Raw genomic sequence first — 16127 nt, forward strand, 5'->3', positions numbered from 1 at the left:
CCCAGCAAATGGATTATGTTATTGCTTCTCCGGCGTCCAAGCTGTCTCAGCCAGATCACCTTCTTCAAAGCCGAACCAGATCTTCATTTGTTTGAGCAAAAACGCTGTGCCCTCTTTGGTGGCTAAATCAATGCGATAGGTGTTGATGTAGCGCACACTTTCTTGCAGCCACAGGTCCCACGCTTCTTTGGAAATTTTTTCGTAGAGTAACTGTCCAAACTCGGTTGGGAATGGCGGCTCTTTCAAAGCCGGCAGTTCTTTGCCAAGTTTGAGACACATTACGGTGCGATTTGGGTCAGCGTCTGGCATAAATCTTAGGCCTCACCGTAACCGACCATGCGCTGTTTTTCAGGGTCCCAGAGTTTGAGCGAAAAACACTTTGCCATGTCTTTAATGGCAAACGATGTGGTCTTTGGATGTTGAAGCTCTGGCATTGCAGCCATCACCTCAGGCAAACGGTAAAAGGGAATCGTCGGATTTAGATGATGAACGTGGTGATATCCAATGTTAGCTGTAAACCAGCGCATAATCGGGCCCGACTTTAGATAACTGGAGGAATGAAGCGCAGCATCCGTATAGTTCCATTCATGACGGGGCTGCACATGAACACCTTCGAAGTTGTGCTGTGCATAGAACAGATACCCGCCGGCAGCGAATGCAACCACAAGCGGCAAAAGGAGCGTAAAAAACCAAAGCGCCCAGCCACCGTAATAGATGATGGCTGCAGAAAGCATGCCGTGAAGCACGAGCGCCAGCAAAGAATCCCAGTTTTTACGAGGGTTACGCACGAAGGACGAAACACACATCCCGAACAGAAAAATAGTGATGTAGCCAAAGGCAATGTTTAGAGGATGCCTTGCAATACGGTACATAACACGCTGTCCGAGGGTCATTTGTTTCCACATCTCAGTTGTAACCATCGGATAAGAACCGACGTGCGAACCAACAATTTTAGCCGTATGCGCGTGATGGTAATTGTGCGTTTGCTTCCAGACGTTGGGAGGGGTGAGCACGTAGAGCCCGAAAGGATACATAACAAGCCACTTGGCGATCGCGGAGCGTTTCAAAATCGCATTGTGCAAGAAGTCATGATACAAGCAAAACATTCGCACGACCGTCAGTCCAAAGAGAACTGAAAACAGCGCGCGCACCGGCCACCAAAGAGGGACTGCGGTAACGGCCACGCACATCGCAAGCACAAGCAAAGTTATCCCAACATGCAACCAGCTTTGAAGGCGGTTTTCTTGCGCAAAGGACTTACTAGCTTGAATTAATTCGTTTCCTGTTCGCATAGGCACACCTGTTTCTATCTCCGGCGGCTTTATAGCACACCTCGTGCGAATTGGCAGGGCCTTCAGCAGCTTCTCGGACGCGAGGCTTCAGGCGGATTTAGAGCCGAATCGAGAGACAAGCTGCTTCAAAGCCCATTTTGCATGGTTTCGTAGAATTTCGGAGGGATGAGTACGAAGGATGTGTTTTAGCAATTTTATGTGCTTTTGCTCGCCGCGGTTTCCAAGCACGACCAAAACATTGCGTGCCATGCCGATCTGGGTCGGGCGTTTGAAGGGCGTGCCTGCCGTAAGGGCCTCAAACTGGGATGAGTCCATACTAAGCCAGTCCTCGAGCGCTACTTCGCGCATTCGATTTTTGATCTGACGATCTTGAGGCGTACTGTAGTCCACGGTTTTGTGTTTACCTCGATTATAGGGACAGATATCTTGGCACGCATCACATCCGAAGAGCCAACTGCCCACGCCTTTTCGCAATGGCTCTGGGATCGTTCCTCGGTTTTCGATGGTAAGATAGGCAATGCAGCGCCTGGCATCCAGCTTCCCCGGAGCTTCAAATGCTCGCGTCGGACAATGCTCCAAGCACAAACGGCATTCACCGCATCCTTGAGCGCAGGGCGCATCGGGGGGCAAAGGCGCTTCGCTAACAAGAGCTGCTAGAAAAACGTGTGAGCCAACGCCAGGTACGATCAAACAACAATTCTTACCCACAAAGCCAACCCCAGCACGTTCGGCCCATGCTCGTTCAAAGACCGGCATCGTGTCGAGGGCGATTCGTGTCTTGTATCCGGCTTGCTCGAGACAACTCGCCAACTGACGCAAAGGGGCACGCAGCGCGTTGTGATAGTCCCTGCCTTGGGCATATTGAGCCACCTTCGCCGGCCCGAAAGCAAAACTTGCATCGGCGTTTTTCCGATACGGCCTAGCTAAAACGACAATGCTTTTTGCCGTAGGCAGCATCCCCTGATGCAAAGGGTTTTCGCGCACGTCCGAGGTGCGTTTCATATAGTCCATGTCCGCCGCATAGCCGTCGGCCAACCATTGCCGCAGGCGCTCGGCCTCTACGCCAAGCGCTTGCGCCCGAGCGACGCCCATTGCAACAAAACCAAGCGCAAGGGCTTGTTCGCTGAGTTGCTCTTTTAGAGCGTTCAGTTCATCCGTATGCGGAGCCATCGTGATTTCTGTACTGCTTAGGCTCTTGTTGTCCCTTTGACGGCAGCGCTTTAGGACTCTTTTCCTTTACAGGTTCTTCGTGTCCATTTTTTTCTTCACGTTTCAAAGGAGCAGTGCCCGAAGGCACAACACCACCCCACTCCGGAGCGTCACGAAGCTTCATCGGCGCATGAGGCGCCATTCCCGGTGGGTTTGGCAAAATATAAGGCTCCGCATTAAATGTGCCGCATTGTCTTTCGTTTCGATAAAAAGCCCAATGCAAATACACTCGTCCATCGCCCGATAAAATTGACTGAGGTGCAGATGGATAAGGCTGCCCACGCATGACCGCGTTAAATGCGCCGTAATCAAAAGGCAAAAACCCACTTGTCTCAACCACGCCCACCCTATCGATCGTGCCATCTTGGGTAATAATAATCTCGAGTTTCGTTCGCAGGTTCGGATCGTTGAACAAGGGCTCTGAAGTGGGCAGTGACGCTAAAAAGCGGTCCGCAAACTCCCGATGCAATCTCCGATGCACCGCCGCTAAATAGCTTGCAAAGGGCGAGGCCGCAGCATTGAGCGCTGTCTGATTACCCGGTGTCACGTTGGGCACAAAGTTTTCAATGGCGGAACGAAACTCTTTCCAACGCTTTTGCCGCTGCCCGCTGCCTTTGTGTTTTGAGCGGTGCTGGCGAATATACTGCTCGCTATCAGCGCGCAGTTGATCTTGTCCCATTGTTTGCTCGAAGCTTTGCCAGCTAAGTTTGAGCCCATCAACGCCTCTAGCTGTCGGCGCAGAACGAAAAGCACTCGCATTGGCAGCTTTAGCGTTTTTCGAAATCACAATGCTCGATTCAGGATCCGTTAACTCGGCATCCTGCGAACTCGCACCTTTGGACGTAGCCACGGTCTGCGCCCTATTAACGCTCACGGGTTGCTTCGTGCTCTTTTCGGCCTCGGCCTCAGCTTGGGTTGCCGCACGCGACTCATCACCCTTTTGCTCCTTCAAATCGGCAACATCTTGCTCGTCGGAGTTGCCGTCTTCTTCGCTATCAATTGCCTTATCTTCGGGAAGCTCGGTGACTTGATCGTCACGCTGATAATTGGTCACCTTCGCAACCGTTTCCTTTTCGACGCGGCGATTTTGCTCAGCGACAAACTGACTGTCTTCGGGAGGAGCCACATCAGGGTTGTCACTACGCTGCTCAATCGACTGTTTATTCAGCACCTCGACCTTGGGCTCCTGCTGCTTTTGCTCCGCCGGCACGGGTTGTGCCACTTTCAGATTAAGTTGTTTTCTCTCTTGCTCAGGCTGAGCTTCGGCCGGCTTGGGTAATGGCTTATCCGCCTCGGGCTCCTGCCCGTCAGCTTGCTCAACAAAATCCACCTCGACCACTTCCGAGCGATCCGAGCGTTCATGGTTTGCCAATGACAAACGCTCATTGAGATAGCCAAGTACTGTGTACACAGGAAGGTGGATACCCACGGAAACAAGCAACGCAAGAGCGAAGGCAAAAGCTGCTGGTTTTCGATGCCGCGCAAGCATTGGCGCCGCGCGAGCTTGCTTGTGTCGAGCGGGCGTTGGCGCCGCGCGAGCTTTTCTGTGTGGCTTACGCTCACGGTTCATCTGCACAGTGTAGCCCTTCTATCGTAAAACGAAACCAAAGCGCTATCGCAAAGCGTTTTCAACTAGCCCTTGCTTGGCCCTTTTTATTGCAATTTCAGGAAAATTATCGCAAATTTCGCCAGTCCTCAGCAGAAAGGTACGTTTCTCATGCAATGGACAAATTCAGTGCAAAAGCTACTCGAACAGTATTGTTTTGATGAGGCCTCGTTTGCGTCTTTACGAGAGAAATTTCGTGCAGGTACGCTAAGCCCTTCAAGCGCTTATATCGAGGCGATTCCGAAACCACCCTTGCCCGATGATCTTAGCACTCTGCCGGATGCAGGCACCATGGAGTATTTGCGTCTCATAAAGATTGGCATGCAAAGCATCGCTCGAGGCGAAGTAGCGTCGTTAATTTTGGCAGGTGGTATGGCTACCCGTTTTGGGGGCAAAGTAAAAGCGTTGGTTCCGGTGCGCGGCGGTAAGACTTTTGCTGAGGTCAAAATGCAGGCCTTGTCGAAAATTGCTCATGATCTTGACCGACCGTTACCCGTCTGGTGGATGAGTAGCTTTGCCACCCATGAAACCCTGCAAACCTGGCTGGATAAACACCCCTTCGCTGGACTTAATGTCTCTCTTTTCTCCCAAGGGATAGCGCCGCGAATTTTCGAGAACGGGAGTTACTTCGACAACGGAACTAACGCTAGACAAAGCTGTTATGCGCCCGGGCATGGGGATACCCTGCGCTCGTTGAAGCGAAGTAAACTTTTGAAAAGCTTCCTTGCGCAGGGCGGCCGTTACCTGTTTATTTCGAATGTCGATAATTTATGCGCAACGCTCGATCCGTTGATTGTTGGGAAACACATCGATTCGGGCCACGCTCTTAGTTGCGAGGTTGCACAAAAGCATCCTGGCGACCAAGGTGGGGCTCCCGCATGGGTCAGGAATCGTTTGCAAGTCGTCGAGGGCTTTCGTTTTCCCCCGAGCTTCAATCAAGATAGCATTCCTGTATTCAGCACCAACACCTTCATCGCCAATGCTGAAGCGCTAAATATGGAGTACCCATTAAATTGGTATGCCGTGCGCAAAAACGTCGACGATCATGCCGTCATCCAGTTTGAGCAGTTGTTGGGGGATCTCACTTCTTTTATCGACACGCAGTTTTTATTGGTTAGCCGCGAAGGAACAGACAGTCGTTTTGAGCCCATGAAAACGCCCGCAGAGCTCGAACAACGTGCTCCCATTGTCTTTGATGCACTAAAGCATCGCGGCATCGAGCTTTGATCGTCGGAAACCACCGCTATTTTTTCGCCTTGCGCCTGCCCTTAAATTCGCCCACTTTTCAGCATTGGCTAGCAACTGTTTTTTATCGTCTTATTCTTGTCCAATCGACAGCGCTTCTTACAATGGTTTTTGCGTGCGGCGGCGACATCGGGTCGGGCGCGGCACACAACGACGCTGGCATTGACGGCGCGTTAGATATCCCCATTCCCGACTACGATTATTTCGTGTGAGCCGATCTCAAGCCGAAACAGTGGAGCTTGTACCGATTTACGGCGAGCACATCACGCTCTATAGACTTAGCAATGAGCCATGGGTCAAATTGCTGGGATGCTTTGCGGATGCCTGTTGGACTACGGAGCAATACAAGTCGGTTGCCTTGGCTTACGCAACGGCTACCAAAAGAGCAACCCCGACGCTCGCATCTTCCTGATTTCATTTCCCCTAACACACTTACCAGCAGTCCACTTGGCAAGGACTGGGCCGCCATGCTGCGTTCCTTGTTCACAGACAATCCAACCTTCTTACCGCTGCAAGATTCCATCAACGTTCAGCACGCCGAATATCGACATCCCCGGAATTGAACAATCCGAAGGCCTTTTTCACTCGCGCATTCCCGTTGCAAACGATGTCCCTATCCTCAGCGCATTGGTCACAAAAAAACTCGTTCGGCGATTCGGTTACCATATATCTCATCAATCGTTCTGAGCAAGACAAGCTTGATGTGGACATTGTGCTCGATAACTTTGTCCCTACCAGAACGGCACAACTCTGGCATCTAGAAGGTGAGGCGTTGAACTCAAAAAAAACTAAACACCAATGTGCATTTCACAGAAACCAGCCTCGAGAATCTCGAACGCTACTTTTCAGTAGAGCTGCCTGCCCATTCGGATACTGTTTTAGTCCTTCAAGAAGAACAACAGGCTGCCTTGAGCGACGAGGCCGCTCAAGGCAGCCCTGAATTACTCAACGCTCTGTCGCCAGGGCTCGAGTGCTTTTCGGACCTTGCCTTCGAAAGCGAGTTGCCCGCAGGCAGCGCCAATGTCATCGCCACGTTGTTTGCGCATGAAGACCGACAGGTGTCGCTCTCGTAGCCTTTCCTGAAACGCTTCGACGGTGTCCCAATCCGGGGCCTTGAGTATCGAGCCCTGAATGGGATTCATGGGGATGAGATTAATTTTCACGGGAAGCCCGCGCAGGGTACGCACGAGCGCATCGGCGTCTTTGAGGCTGTCGTTGTAACCCGCCATCAAGGTGTACTCGATGGTGTAACGCGCTCGCTTTGCAAGCGGATACTCACGCAGGCTTTTAAGCAGCTGCTCAATACGATGCTTTCGGTTGATGGGCATAAGCTTCGAGCGCACAGCGTTGTCTGTACTGTGCAAGGAAATCGCCAGTTGAATCTGCCCACCAAAATCCTTGCCGAGCTGATCAATTTGCGGCGCAAGCCCGCTTGTGGAAACGGTAATCCGCCGCGCTGAAAAATTCATGCCCTCGGGGTGCATAAGCACCACCAAAGCCCGGCAAAGCGCATCGTAGTTGTGCAAAGGCTCGCCCATGCCCATAAACACAAGGCGTTTTAATTTTTGTCCAGGCTTAAGCACGCTTCGGCCGATCAGTACCTGATCGATGATTTCAGAAGCGCTAAGTTGTCGTTTCAGCCCTGCTACTCCAGAGGCGCAAAAAACACAGCCCATAGCGCACCCGGCTTGGCTCGAAATACACTGGGTCACAATCTCTTCGACGGCATCCGCTGGCTTGTTGTGCGACGGGATGAGCACCGACTCAATCTTTTGCTTATCGTGCAGCTCGAGCACGAGCTTCTCGGTGTTATCCGAAGACTCATGATGTCGCTCGACGCTGAGCGCTTGCATGAGCTCGGTTTCATGAAGCTTGGAGCGCAACGACTTGGGAAGATTCGTCATGCCCTCGGGATCACGCACGCCGTGTTTGTGAATCCATTCAAATACCTGTTTGGCGCGATATTTGGGCTCGCCCCAACGCAGCAACACAGCCTCCACCTCTTCAGGCAGCATCTCTAAAAGCCCCTGTGGCGGAGCGAGCGTAGGACGTACAGTCATCGCGGGAGCTTAGCACAAAAAAACAAGACAGCTGCCTCGAAGCTGCGTTCCATGCTCAGGCGCTAAAAATCACTAAAATACAACCACTTAGCCTATGGAGGCTTACTTGTACCGACGAAGCAAGGCGTGGTTCTTTTGCACCAGCGTCATGAACCAGCGTTTTTGATTGCCTTTATTTCTAGCAAGACGATCAAACCCAAAAGACAGTAGTTGGTTATCGTCAGTAATCAACTGGGCTCTTTTGGAAACCCGCATCAAGCCTTGACGGTTAAGCTCAAATCGCTTTGCGATAGCGGCGGAGTCCAAAGGAAGGTCCGCTTGACTCTCTTTGAGCTGCCACGGTTTCAGTCCGCCGACAAGGATACCCGTGCCTTCCGGATCAATCCAAAGACGCGAATAGGGAAAGACTTTGACAAAGGTCGCGATGATGGAACGCATGTGCGCCGAACTAATCAGGTGAAAAGGAACCCACTGCGCAGCCATACCTCCTTCGCTTAGATTTGCGCGAACGAGCTGATAGAACTCAAGGGAATAAAGATGATTGCTTCCGGCAAAATTAGGCGGCATAGGCTCAAGGGTCACCACATCGTACGAAGCCTTGCTTCGTCTAAGAAACGCCCGACCATCCATAACGATGTAATTTACACCAGGTTTGTGCAGCACTCCTTCATTGCTTTGAAAAAACGGCGCCGCACGAAACACAGCCGGGTTCACGTCCGCAATATCAAGGATAGTCGGTCGGTGTTTCTTCAGCGCGTTGGCGGTCTGCCCCGTCCCAAAGCAAATCACAAGCGCACGCTCGAGACGACGGGCAGCAAGCGCGGGCAGATGACTCATCCAGGCCATATAGCGAGTGCCAGCGCCTTCTCCTGATGCCGTAAAACCGTCAATCACAAGGGCTTTATTTCCGCGGCGCTCTTTGCTCACCCACACCGTGCTATCAGGTCCCTCAGAAAGAAAGAGCACTTGCCCGTAGTCCTCGGAGCGAAAGCCTTGCACATGTGCGCTAGCTGAATGCTTGGATCCTGCGCTCCACGCAAAGATAAGCGCAGCCGCTGCCGCGCACACACTCAAGACACGATAGCGCCAGTTCTGCGCCACATACAGAGCCACGGGCAAAAGCAAAAGCGAGGCAAGCCAACTTGTCCGGGTTGCCCCAATGTTTGGCAACAACACGAAGCCGGCACACAACGAACCGGCAATCGCCCCCAGGGTATTGATCGCGTAAAGACGTCCCGAGCCGCTCGTGCTGTCGTGGATCTCAAGTAGCCATGGAAAAATAATGCCAAGCAACGCGATTGGAAGAACAACGACGAGCAATACCCGCACAAAGCGCAGAGCTGTAATCTGCAAGGATGCCGCATCGGTGGTGGTATAGCGGTCCATTTGATCAACAAAAGGCGTAGCCACCAGAATGCCAAGAATACATAAAGGAAGAACAAAAACTAAAAACTCTGGCCAGCGCTTTTTAATCCAACTGGCAAGCACTCCACCAAAAGAAAGCGCAAGCAAAAAGGCAGCAAGAATCGCGGCAAAGGCTTCCGTCGTTGACTGCATGGCAGCTCGTAACGACCGAAACCACGACACTTCCAAACAGAAAGTCGTAAAGCCGCTTACGAAGGCAAGCAGCAGATGCTCTGCTGGAATAGGGCTTGAAATAACAGCAACGCTTGAAGCATCAACCCTTTCGTTACCCTTAGAGAAGGCCCAAGTGGCAATGCTAAAGTTCATTCCTGCAGCAACATAGGCCGTCGCCCTAACCCCAAACAAAGGCAAGACAAGAAAAGTTGCCAGCAACACACCAAGTACAGCGCCCAAAACGTTCAGTGCATAGATCCCGCCAATGTTTAGTTCGCGTTTCTTTGCAAGCGGAATGAGCAAAGGCAAGGTAAGGCCCATCGCCGAGGCCGGAACGATCAAAAGCACGGCAGTCGCAATCACCTGAGTTAGCATCGCCAAAAGGGGCGACTGAGCATAGAGCCAGCTGTCCACCGCAGTAAGACCACGCAAACCAACTGGAACGAACAAACCACCTACGCCAATCGCTGCCTCAGCAAAACCGTAGAACAAAAACGAATTCGTAATCCGCCCGGATACTTCCCAGCGGTGTGCCAAGTAGCCACCCAGACCAAGCCCCGCCATCAGACACGCGAGAGTGACCGCCGTGCCGTAAGCCGAAACCCCAAACGCCAAAGCCGTATGATGTTGCCAAAGCACTTCCCAACCGAGCGCGCTCGCGCCCGATAAAAACACCACAACCCGAAAAATCAGCCGATGCATAGGATTCCTATGCTACAGGCAAACAAGCCAACAAGCCTGTTTTTCAGCAAAGCCTGTGTATGCATACGCGCGATGAGCGGTTGATAACCAGTGCCAACAGGACAATATCCTGGCCGTGGTGCCACGAAGAGAGCGTCCGTCTAAAAGCAAGCACGGCGGGGGATAACTAGACCGATTCGCTGTTCGATGCGAATGAAAATACGAGGCGAACTAATTTCCACTTTCGTAGTCATTCAGTTCTTGGTCAAAACAAAAAGCGATGCTTGCATCCACATCAAAATCAATTTTCAGATCATTGATGACACAAATAATGTAGGTCAGAACGGCCGCTAGACTGTCTTGGCCTGCAAGTAACAAAGCGGCATTTAGTTCCTGCAGCACCACTATAAGCTTTGCGGCGTACTCCAACAACAACTCCTGACCACCAGTGATTCGCGACAAGGCTATAAAGAAGTCCTCGAATAGCGCTCGAATAGCGCTGATGGCTTCTCGCAACTGCTCGAAGCAAGCCGTTTGTTCCTCGCCTTGGAGTTCACTGCATATCTGAACTTGCGCAACAGCAGCGCGCAGAAGAGCTTCAAGAGAATCCACCTGTTCTGGCTCGTCATCCCATTCCGTACTGATACGAACAATCCCCAGTTGGTTCACTGTTACTTCCCATTGAACTAGATACGCTTGCCATTCTGCGCTTTGGTACAAAGTGGCATAGTCAATCTGTGGCGATTGGGGCGGAAACAGCTGCGAACTCAAAGTCTGCCAAAATCGAGCTATGGCCGGACCAACGGTCGAGACAAGAAACTCAACTGCAAGACGAATAATAAGGTAGGCAACGATAACAATCGCTACCAACAATAAAACCATCACAGCGATACTCCCTGAAGCCGGCTCGAATACCATGTTTGGATTCGCCAGGCTTGGATCTTTGTCTGGAATAGCTGTTGCAGAGGAACAAAACGGAAGATTCAATTCAAAATCGCTTAAAAAAGTTCCAACAGCTGTTCCTTGTGCAGCTTCGAGTGTTTTTTCGATGCCCATCACGACCTCACAGCCACCCATCGGGTTTTGCGCGATCAGATCATCGATGTTCACTTGACCCTCAAAGAATTCCCCGTACTTTTCTTGAACGAAGGGCGGCTGGTAACTAACGTCAGCATGGCTTATGTACCAACGATCCAAATCACTTCGAGCGTTACTGCTAAAAATCAATTTTTTTAAATCGATATCTGGCAGAAAATCTTGATAGTTGTTTTCAACGGCTGCTTGCTCATCCGCATAAGCATTAAGATCGCGAAACCAGCCCGCTTGGGTAAACGCTAAAGTAATCGCGCGCTTCATTTGCTCTTCGCTGATCTTTTTAAAATCGTTCAAAGTAATAGCATCTGCAGAGCTTTGCTGCAGATCCTCAGTATGCATATCGCAAGCCATCAAAAGAGTACTGACCATAAGCACAAGACTGAGCGTTTTGCTGGTGAAAGAAGATAAGGATAATTTAAGATTAACACTTTGAAACGACATAAAACTCGAAACATGCACGAATCGTGCCAACTGCCAACAGCTCGCAAGAACACCAAAAACAGATAAATAAAAACAAACAAATAGACTCCAAATCTAATACTTCGATGATTGAACGTGCCCACCTGAACACACAGACAAAGAACGAATCGATCGGGGTCAACAACCTGATAGTCATCCCTAAAACGTGCCAGACACATTTTCCGTTGCAATAGCGTAAGTCCCGACCGATCCAGGATCCTCTCTTTGTCCGCCAAGCCTATCAACACGTTAAACCACACGCCGCGATAATTTAAATTTTGAACTATCGCGGTGTGGTCTTTATGCAATTGATTTTACGATGCTTTTTTCGCGGGATCCTGGATCCAACAAAAAACCTTGTTAGCTCTCTCTGCTTCGATGTAGTTAGACAACAAGAGGTTAATGGCCGATGAAATTTATCAGGGAAATAGGGTTGATTCTTGTAGTTCTGATGGGCGCTTGCTCCGATGAACGGTGCCCTGAGGGCAACGAGCTTGTGGACGGGCAATGCGTGTTTGTGATGACTCAGACACCCGAGCTCACCGTGCAGCCTTCGGTCAAAACGCTGAATTTCAGTTGGAACGCTATCGAGGGAGCCGACAACTACAAGCTACTGCAGGACAGTGATGGCACGGAAGAATACACGCAGCTTGGCGAGGATCTGAATGCCGATACCCTGAGCTATGCGCATCGTATCGCAGTATACCTTCATTCGTAGGATACTGCGCAATACAAAGTGCAGGCCTGCAACACGCTTGGCTGCGTGGAGTCGAACGCCATCGGCACGGCTGAACTCATGCTTGACACCATAGGTGCTCTTGAAGCTAGCAATGCGGATCTCAATGATTCGTTTGGTAGTATTGTTGCAACAAGCGCGGATGGAAGCACCCTAGCTATCAGCGCTCCTAGCGAAAGCAGTGCAGCTACCGGTATCAATGGTGACGAAGACGACAACAGCAGCAGCGACTCGGGGGCTGTGTATGTTTTTGTCAGGGATAGTGACTCCGGATGGCTTCAGCAAGCGTACATCAAAGCATCGAATACCGACGCTGGCGATCACTTTGGCTCCAGTTTAGCTCTGAGTGCCGATGGAGACACTTTGGTTGTAGGAGCTCGGGGAGAAAACAGCAGTAGCACGGGTATCGATGGAGAAGAAAACGATGCTGCTCCAGCCTCTGGAGCGGTCTACGCGTTTACGTGATCAGCAGAGGGGGTGTGGTCCCAACAGGCTTACATCAAAGCTTCAAATACCGGGCCCGGGGACTTTTTTGGAACAGCTGTTGCCCTCAGTGCAGATAGCAACACCCTGGCTGTGGGGGCAAGAAGCGAAGGCAGCTCAGCGACCGGCATCAACGGCGATCAAGAGGACAACCAAGCGCAAGGTTCTGGAGCCGTGTACGTGTTTACTCGCAGCGATGAAACCTGGTCTCAGCAAGCCTATCTCAAAGCGTCCAACGCTAGTGCATACGATAACTTTGGAACCACGGTGGCACTGAGCACTGATGGGAGCACCCTTGCGGTGGGAGCAACCACCGAAGATAGTGCAAACACCGATCCAAACGACGATTCCGCTAGCGGAGCCGGCGCTACCTACCTTTTCGTACGCGATAGCAGCAACAATTGGTTTCAGCAAGCCTACCTAAAAGCGTCCAACGCTGATGACGACGATAATTTTGGCTTCGCGGTAACACTGAGCAGTGATAGTGATCTATTGGCCGTAAGTGCATGGCAAGAAAGTAGCAGTGCTCAAGACATTGATGGCGATCAGGTAAGCAACCACAAGCCGGGAGCAGGAGCTGTTTACCTTCGAAAGTGTTAATGGTTGCATCCCTCAAGACCCAAATGGGTCCACGCTACGCCTTTTTATATTGCTGGGATTATTGTGAGTCTCAGACAAAACACGCAAGTTGCAAAAACATAAAGTGCGCGGTTACCTGCAGAACATTAATCAAATCAATATACTAGAGCACCCTAGCCTGGACCCTTCCCACACACATTTCACATTAGGGCAACTGATAAAACGCTCGTGCGCCCAGGTCCTGCCACAATGCGGGTGGTAATAGCTTATACAGCGCATCGGGATCGGAAAGCAACGTACGTAGCACATCAAGATGATCCATCTCGAAGCTTGCGTCTAGCCACAGGTCATTCGCTTCATGCCAGTTAAGGTGTTCTATAAGCCAGTCGTCGGCCACCACCAACATATCTTCGTCGATTCCTGTGTACCCGAAGTACTCCTGCCAGCGATCGGCGCGAACCTCAGTGGTAAAGTGAATGGCATCGGCATACAGTTCATCGAAGGGCACATTGTGTGCGACCGCTAATTCTTGCAAGACCGCTATTTGATCAGGGCTACTCACAATCGGTAGTTTCCGGGCAGTTTGACTCCCCTGCAGCAACAAATCGCCATGGCCACCGCTCACCAAAAAATCTAGGTAATGAAGCTGTTCCTCACTGAATACCATGCTAGAAACGTTGAGCCATTTCTCCGGGGTCATTGCACCGTCTGCTAACAGAGCTTGCGGGAAGTCACCAATAAATACAGCACCATTATTGGTTCGAGCAGCCGTAGGGATGCCCCCGACGAGATCATAAGCTGACGCGCTGTCGGGGAAATAATAAGCACCCTCAAATTTCCATGCTTCGCCCGCGGCCCCTTCAATCCTCTTGAAGCCCCAATGTGGCATTCCGTGCCGTTCCATAGCTTCGATAAAAAGTTTACCGGGTTCTCCTGCCTCATCGATGTGTGCAAGCACATCCCCGCGTGTGAACCCGAACACCGAATCAGGATGAAGCTGGAGTACTTCATCTCCGAAGCTACGGGAAAAAATCTGGGCATCGTATCGGCGAACCAAGTCAATAATATCGTGATAGACGTCGACCAGGTCGGCTCCCATACCCTGTCCGAGACGAAGCGTAGTCTCTGCTACATCGTCTTGTACTGCGGTGAGATCGACACCTTCATCAACGTAGCCTGCCGCTTTAGCGGCACCCAAAATATCCGAAGCCGCGGCTACGTCCAAACCGAAAAACAACACATCGAGTGCTACCAAGGCATTGGCCCAGTTAGAAGCCGTGCGCACCCTTTGCGACTCCGCAGATGGCACCAGACTATGCTCCAGTCCCACATAACTCAAGGTCTCAGCCGTGTTGGCCAAGGTATACAAAGGATACGCTTGATAGCCTCCCACGACGGTAGCTGCAGCGCACAAGCCAAGCGAGAGCGGGTTAGGCCCCGTTGCCACACCCAACCCTAAGCAAGCCAAACTACTCCCAATGACCAACCCCGGCGCCCAGTTTTCTTGGGCCTTGATTTCCGCCATGAGCTCGTCGTGAAAAGCCTGAAAGCCTAGCGGTTGACCACTTTCATCGTATCCGCCGTACAGCTGCATCAAGCCGCTGTATTCCATCGCCAAGCCCAGCGCATGCTCCTCGGTAATAGTTGCATCCGTGAGCATCGTCACATTATCTTGGTTGTTTTCTTTGAGCACGGTTACCGCTTGAATTAGAGCCAAACGAAACCATTCAATGCGTTCGGTCTCGGACCTGTCTTCGTACTCTAGCCCTTGCACCGCTATCTGCGCCCACTCGCCTAGAGGCTTTTCTTTATTGACAAGATTGTTCCAGAACTCACCCTCTATCTCCACATGCAAAGGCATGCGCAAATGCGCATAAGTGCTTTGCGCCGCCAGCTCAGGATCTACAATCCGGCGATATACGCCAAGCATCGCGATCGGCAAGTCGCGCAAATACACAAAGCGGTAGGGATCCTTAGCTCGCTCCACCACAATTTGTGCGTCAAAGCCTCCTTCGGCACGTTGACGAATCCATTGCGCTGCATGTTCGATGTGCTGAAACACTGTATCATGGACAAATTCACGATCATTGAGCAGACGTAATTTGTCGATCAGACCTTGATACAAAACCGCACAGCCATCGACCTTCGAGTTAATGACCAAAAAGTCTTCGCTCACACGAAACTCATCCACGCAACTTTCCAGTTCACGAACGTGGTAGTCGTTGTCTTTGAACCAACTAAACAGCGGCTCAAGCCGGGCGTCTTGCGCTAGCAAACGCTCGTATTTGTCGACCATTTGTTGTGCTACCGATTGAAAGTAACTCTGCGAGTTGTAGTACGAGGCTTGCCCTATTTTCCCCTCTAACGCATCGAGCGCTTGCATCTCTTGCGTGAGTAAGGGCAAGGCGTGCTCTTCACGCAACAACAACCGGTAGTACGCCAGCATATTGGAGTGCCACTGGCTGCTACCTGGATCCATTGTTTCATTTATTTCCGCAGCTCTATCGAGGTAGCCACTTTTAGCGTGCAACGCTTCTACAGGCGTCATCTCATCTTGTCCGTCGAGCAAATGGCGCTGCTTCGCCACCGTATGCAATGCGTAACCCATCATTCCTGGCCGTTTAGGCGCTACTACGATGGACAGCGCATCTTCCGCACTAACAAGCTGGCATTCATGCGCGGTGTTGCAGATCAATCCACTATCCCAATCACCACACTCGATGTGTTGACCAGTGGGACAAAGTCCATAACCTTGGCCTGCGCTATCTTGTCCCACGTCTGAACCAGACAAGGGCGCACACGCGCTCAATACGCCACAACACATCGTAAGATAAAGTAAGGATTTGTACGAAAACTGCTTCATAACACCTAAAGATAGAGCAAGAAGCATGCCGCCGATAAAACTGGCCTAGTGCTTTGAAATCCATGTACTAAAGAATTTCAGTGTTTTGATGTGTCACGCCTTGGTAGCGTTCACTGAGGACATCAAACCCCTCTAGCGCACGCCACACGGGTCAAATTTCGTAAAGTCACGTTGGTAAGTGTGTGGGAGGTTTGGGTCGTTTTGGTATTCTTCGCGTGAATCCATTGGGGGTGCTTGCATC

14 protein-coding genes are annotated in these 16127 nt (G+C 51.2%); 6 read left to right on the plus strand and 8 right to left on the minus strand.

The features are described from left to right. Positions 1-18: 18 nt before the first annotated feature. From IPJ88_13125 to IPJ88_13140, 4 genes are all read right to left on the minus strand, one after another. Entirely contained in the window at positions 19-309 is a 291-nt protein-coding gene (locus IPJ88_13125; protein QQR89146.1) for an oxidative damage protection protein, read from the minus strand. A gap of 5 nt (positions 310-314) precedes the next feature. Further along, positions 315-1292 carry a fatty acid desaturase gene (locus IPJ88_13130; protein ID QQR89147.1) on the minus strand — a complete coding sequence of 326 codons (978 nt, stop codon included), beginning with the start codon at positions 1290-1292 and terminating at the stop codon, positions 315-317. An 87-nt stretch (positions 1293-1379) separates the two neighbouring features. Then, entirely contained in the window at positions 1380-2462 is a 1083-nt protein-coding gene (queG, locus tag IPJ88_13135; protein QQR89148.1) for a tRNA epoxyqueuosine(34) reductase QueG, read from the minus strand. Beyond that, complete coding sequence (locus IPJ88_13140) at positions 2443-4071, minus strand: TonB C-terminal domain-containing protein (protein QQR89149.1); 1629 nt, start codon at positions 4069-4071, stop codon at positions 2443-2445. The genes queG and IPJ88_13140 overlap by 20 nt, the downstream gene beginning before the upstream one ends. Before the next feature lie 147 nt (positions 4072-4218). On the opposite strand from IPJ88_13140, the gene IPJ88_13145 reads away from it, so the two are divergent. From IPJ88_13145 to IPJ88_13155, 3 genes are all read left to right on the plus strand, one after another. Continuing rightward, positions 4219-5334: a UTP--glucose-1-phosphate uridylyltransferase gene (locus tag IPJ88_13145; protein QQR89150.1), complete on the plus strand. Its 1116-nt coding sequence runs from the start codon at positions 4219-4221 to the stop codon at positions 5332-5334. 29 nt (positions 5335-5363) lie between these two features. Then, complete coding sequence (locus tag IPJ88_13150; GenBank protein QQR89151.1) at positions 5364-5564, plus strand: hypothetical protein; 201 nt, start codon at positions 5364-5366, stop codon at positions 5562-5564. 108 nt (positions 5565-5672) lie between these two features. Next, positions 5673-5915 (plus strand): hypothetical protein, encoded by a 243-nt coding sequence (locus IPJ88_13155; GenBank protein QQR89152.1) that lies wholly within the window; start codon positions 5673-5675, stop codon positions 5913-5915. 378 nt (positions 5916-6293) lie between these two features. Here the strand turns inward: IPJ88_13155 and rlmN are convergent, their stop codons facing one another. From rlmN to IPJ88_13170, 3 genes are all read right to left on the minus strand, one after another. After that, on the minus strand, positions 6294-7367 hold the full coding sequence (gene rlmN / locus IPJ88_13160; protein QQR92040.1) for a 23S rRNA (adenine(2503)-C(2))-methyltransferase RlmN: 1074 nt from the start codon (positions 7365-7367) through the stop codon (positions 6294-6296). A 147-nt stretch (positions 7368-7514) separates the two neighbouring features. Further along, entirely contained in the window at positions 7515-9692 is a 2178-nt protein-coding gene (locus tag IPJ88_13165; protein QQR89153.1) for a fused MFS/spermidine synthase, read from the minus strand. 210 nt (positions 9693-9902) lie between these two features. Further along, positions 9903-11105 carry a hypothetical protein gene (locus IPJ88_13170; protein ID QQR89154.1) on the minus strand — a complete coding sequence of 401 codons (1203 nt, stop codon included), beginning with the start codon at positions 11103-11105 and terminating at the stop codon, positions 9903-9905. A 529-nt stretch (positions 11106-11634) separates the two neighbouring features. On the opposite strand from IPJ88_13170, the gene IPJ88_13175 reads away from it, so the two are divergent. The 3 genes from IPJ88_13175 (at position 11635) to IPJ88_13185 (ending at position 13044) form a co-directional block, all read left to right on the plus strand. Continuing rightward, a complete protein-coding gene (locus IPJ88_13175) occupies positions 11635-11943 on the plus strand; it encodes a hypothetical protein (protein ID QQR89155.1) in 309 nt (102 codons plus the stop codon). 78 nt (positions 11944-12021) lie between these two features. After that, positions 12022-12426: an FG-GAP repeat protein gene (locus tag IPJ88_13180; protein QQR89156.1), complete on the plus strand. Its 405-nt coding sequence runs from the start codon at positions 12022-12024 to the stop codon at positions 12424-12426. A 12-nt stretch (positions 12427-12438) separates the two neighbouring features. Continuing rightward, on the plus strand, positions 12439-13044 hold the full coding sequence (locus IPJ88_13185) for an FG-GAP repeat protein (GenBank protein QQR89157.1): 606 nt from the start codon (positions 12439-12441) through the stop codon (positions 13042-13044). Positions 13045-13228: 184 nt separating this feature from the next. Here IPJ88_13185 and IPJ88_13190 read toward each other — a convergent pair whose 3' ends face one another. Continuing rightward, positions 13229-15886 carry a hypothetical protein gene (locus tag IPJ88_13190; protein QQR89158.1) on the minus strand — a complete coding sequence of 886 codons (2658 nt, stop codon included), beginning with the start codon at positions 15884-15886 and terminating at the stop codon, positions 13229-13231. Positions 15887-16127: the final 241 nt, after the last annotated feature.

This window comes from Myxococcales bacterium (assembly GCA_016699535.1).
Taxonomy (GTDB): Bacteria; Myxococcota_A; Polyangia; order Polyangiales.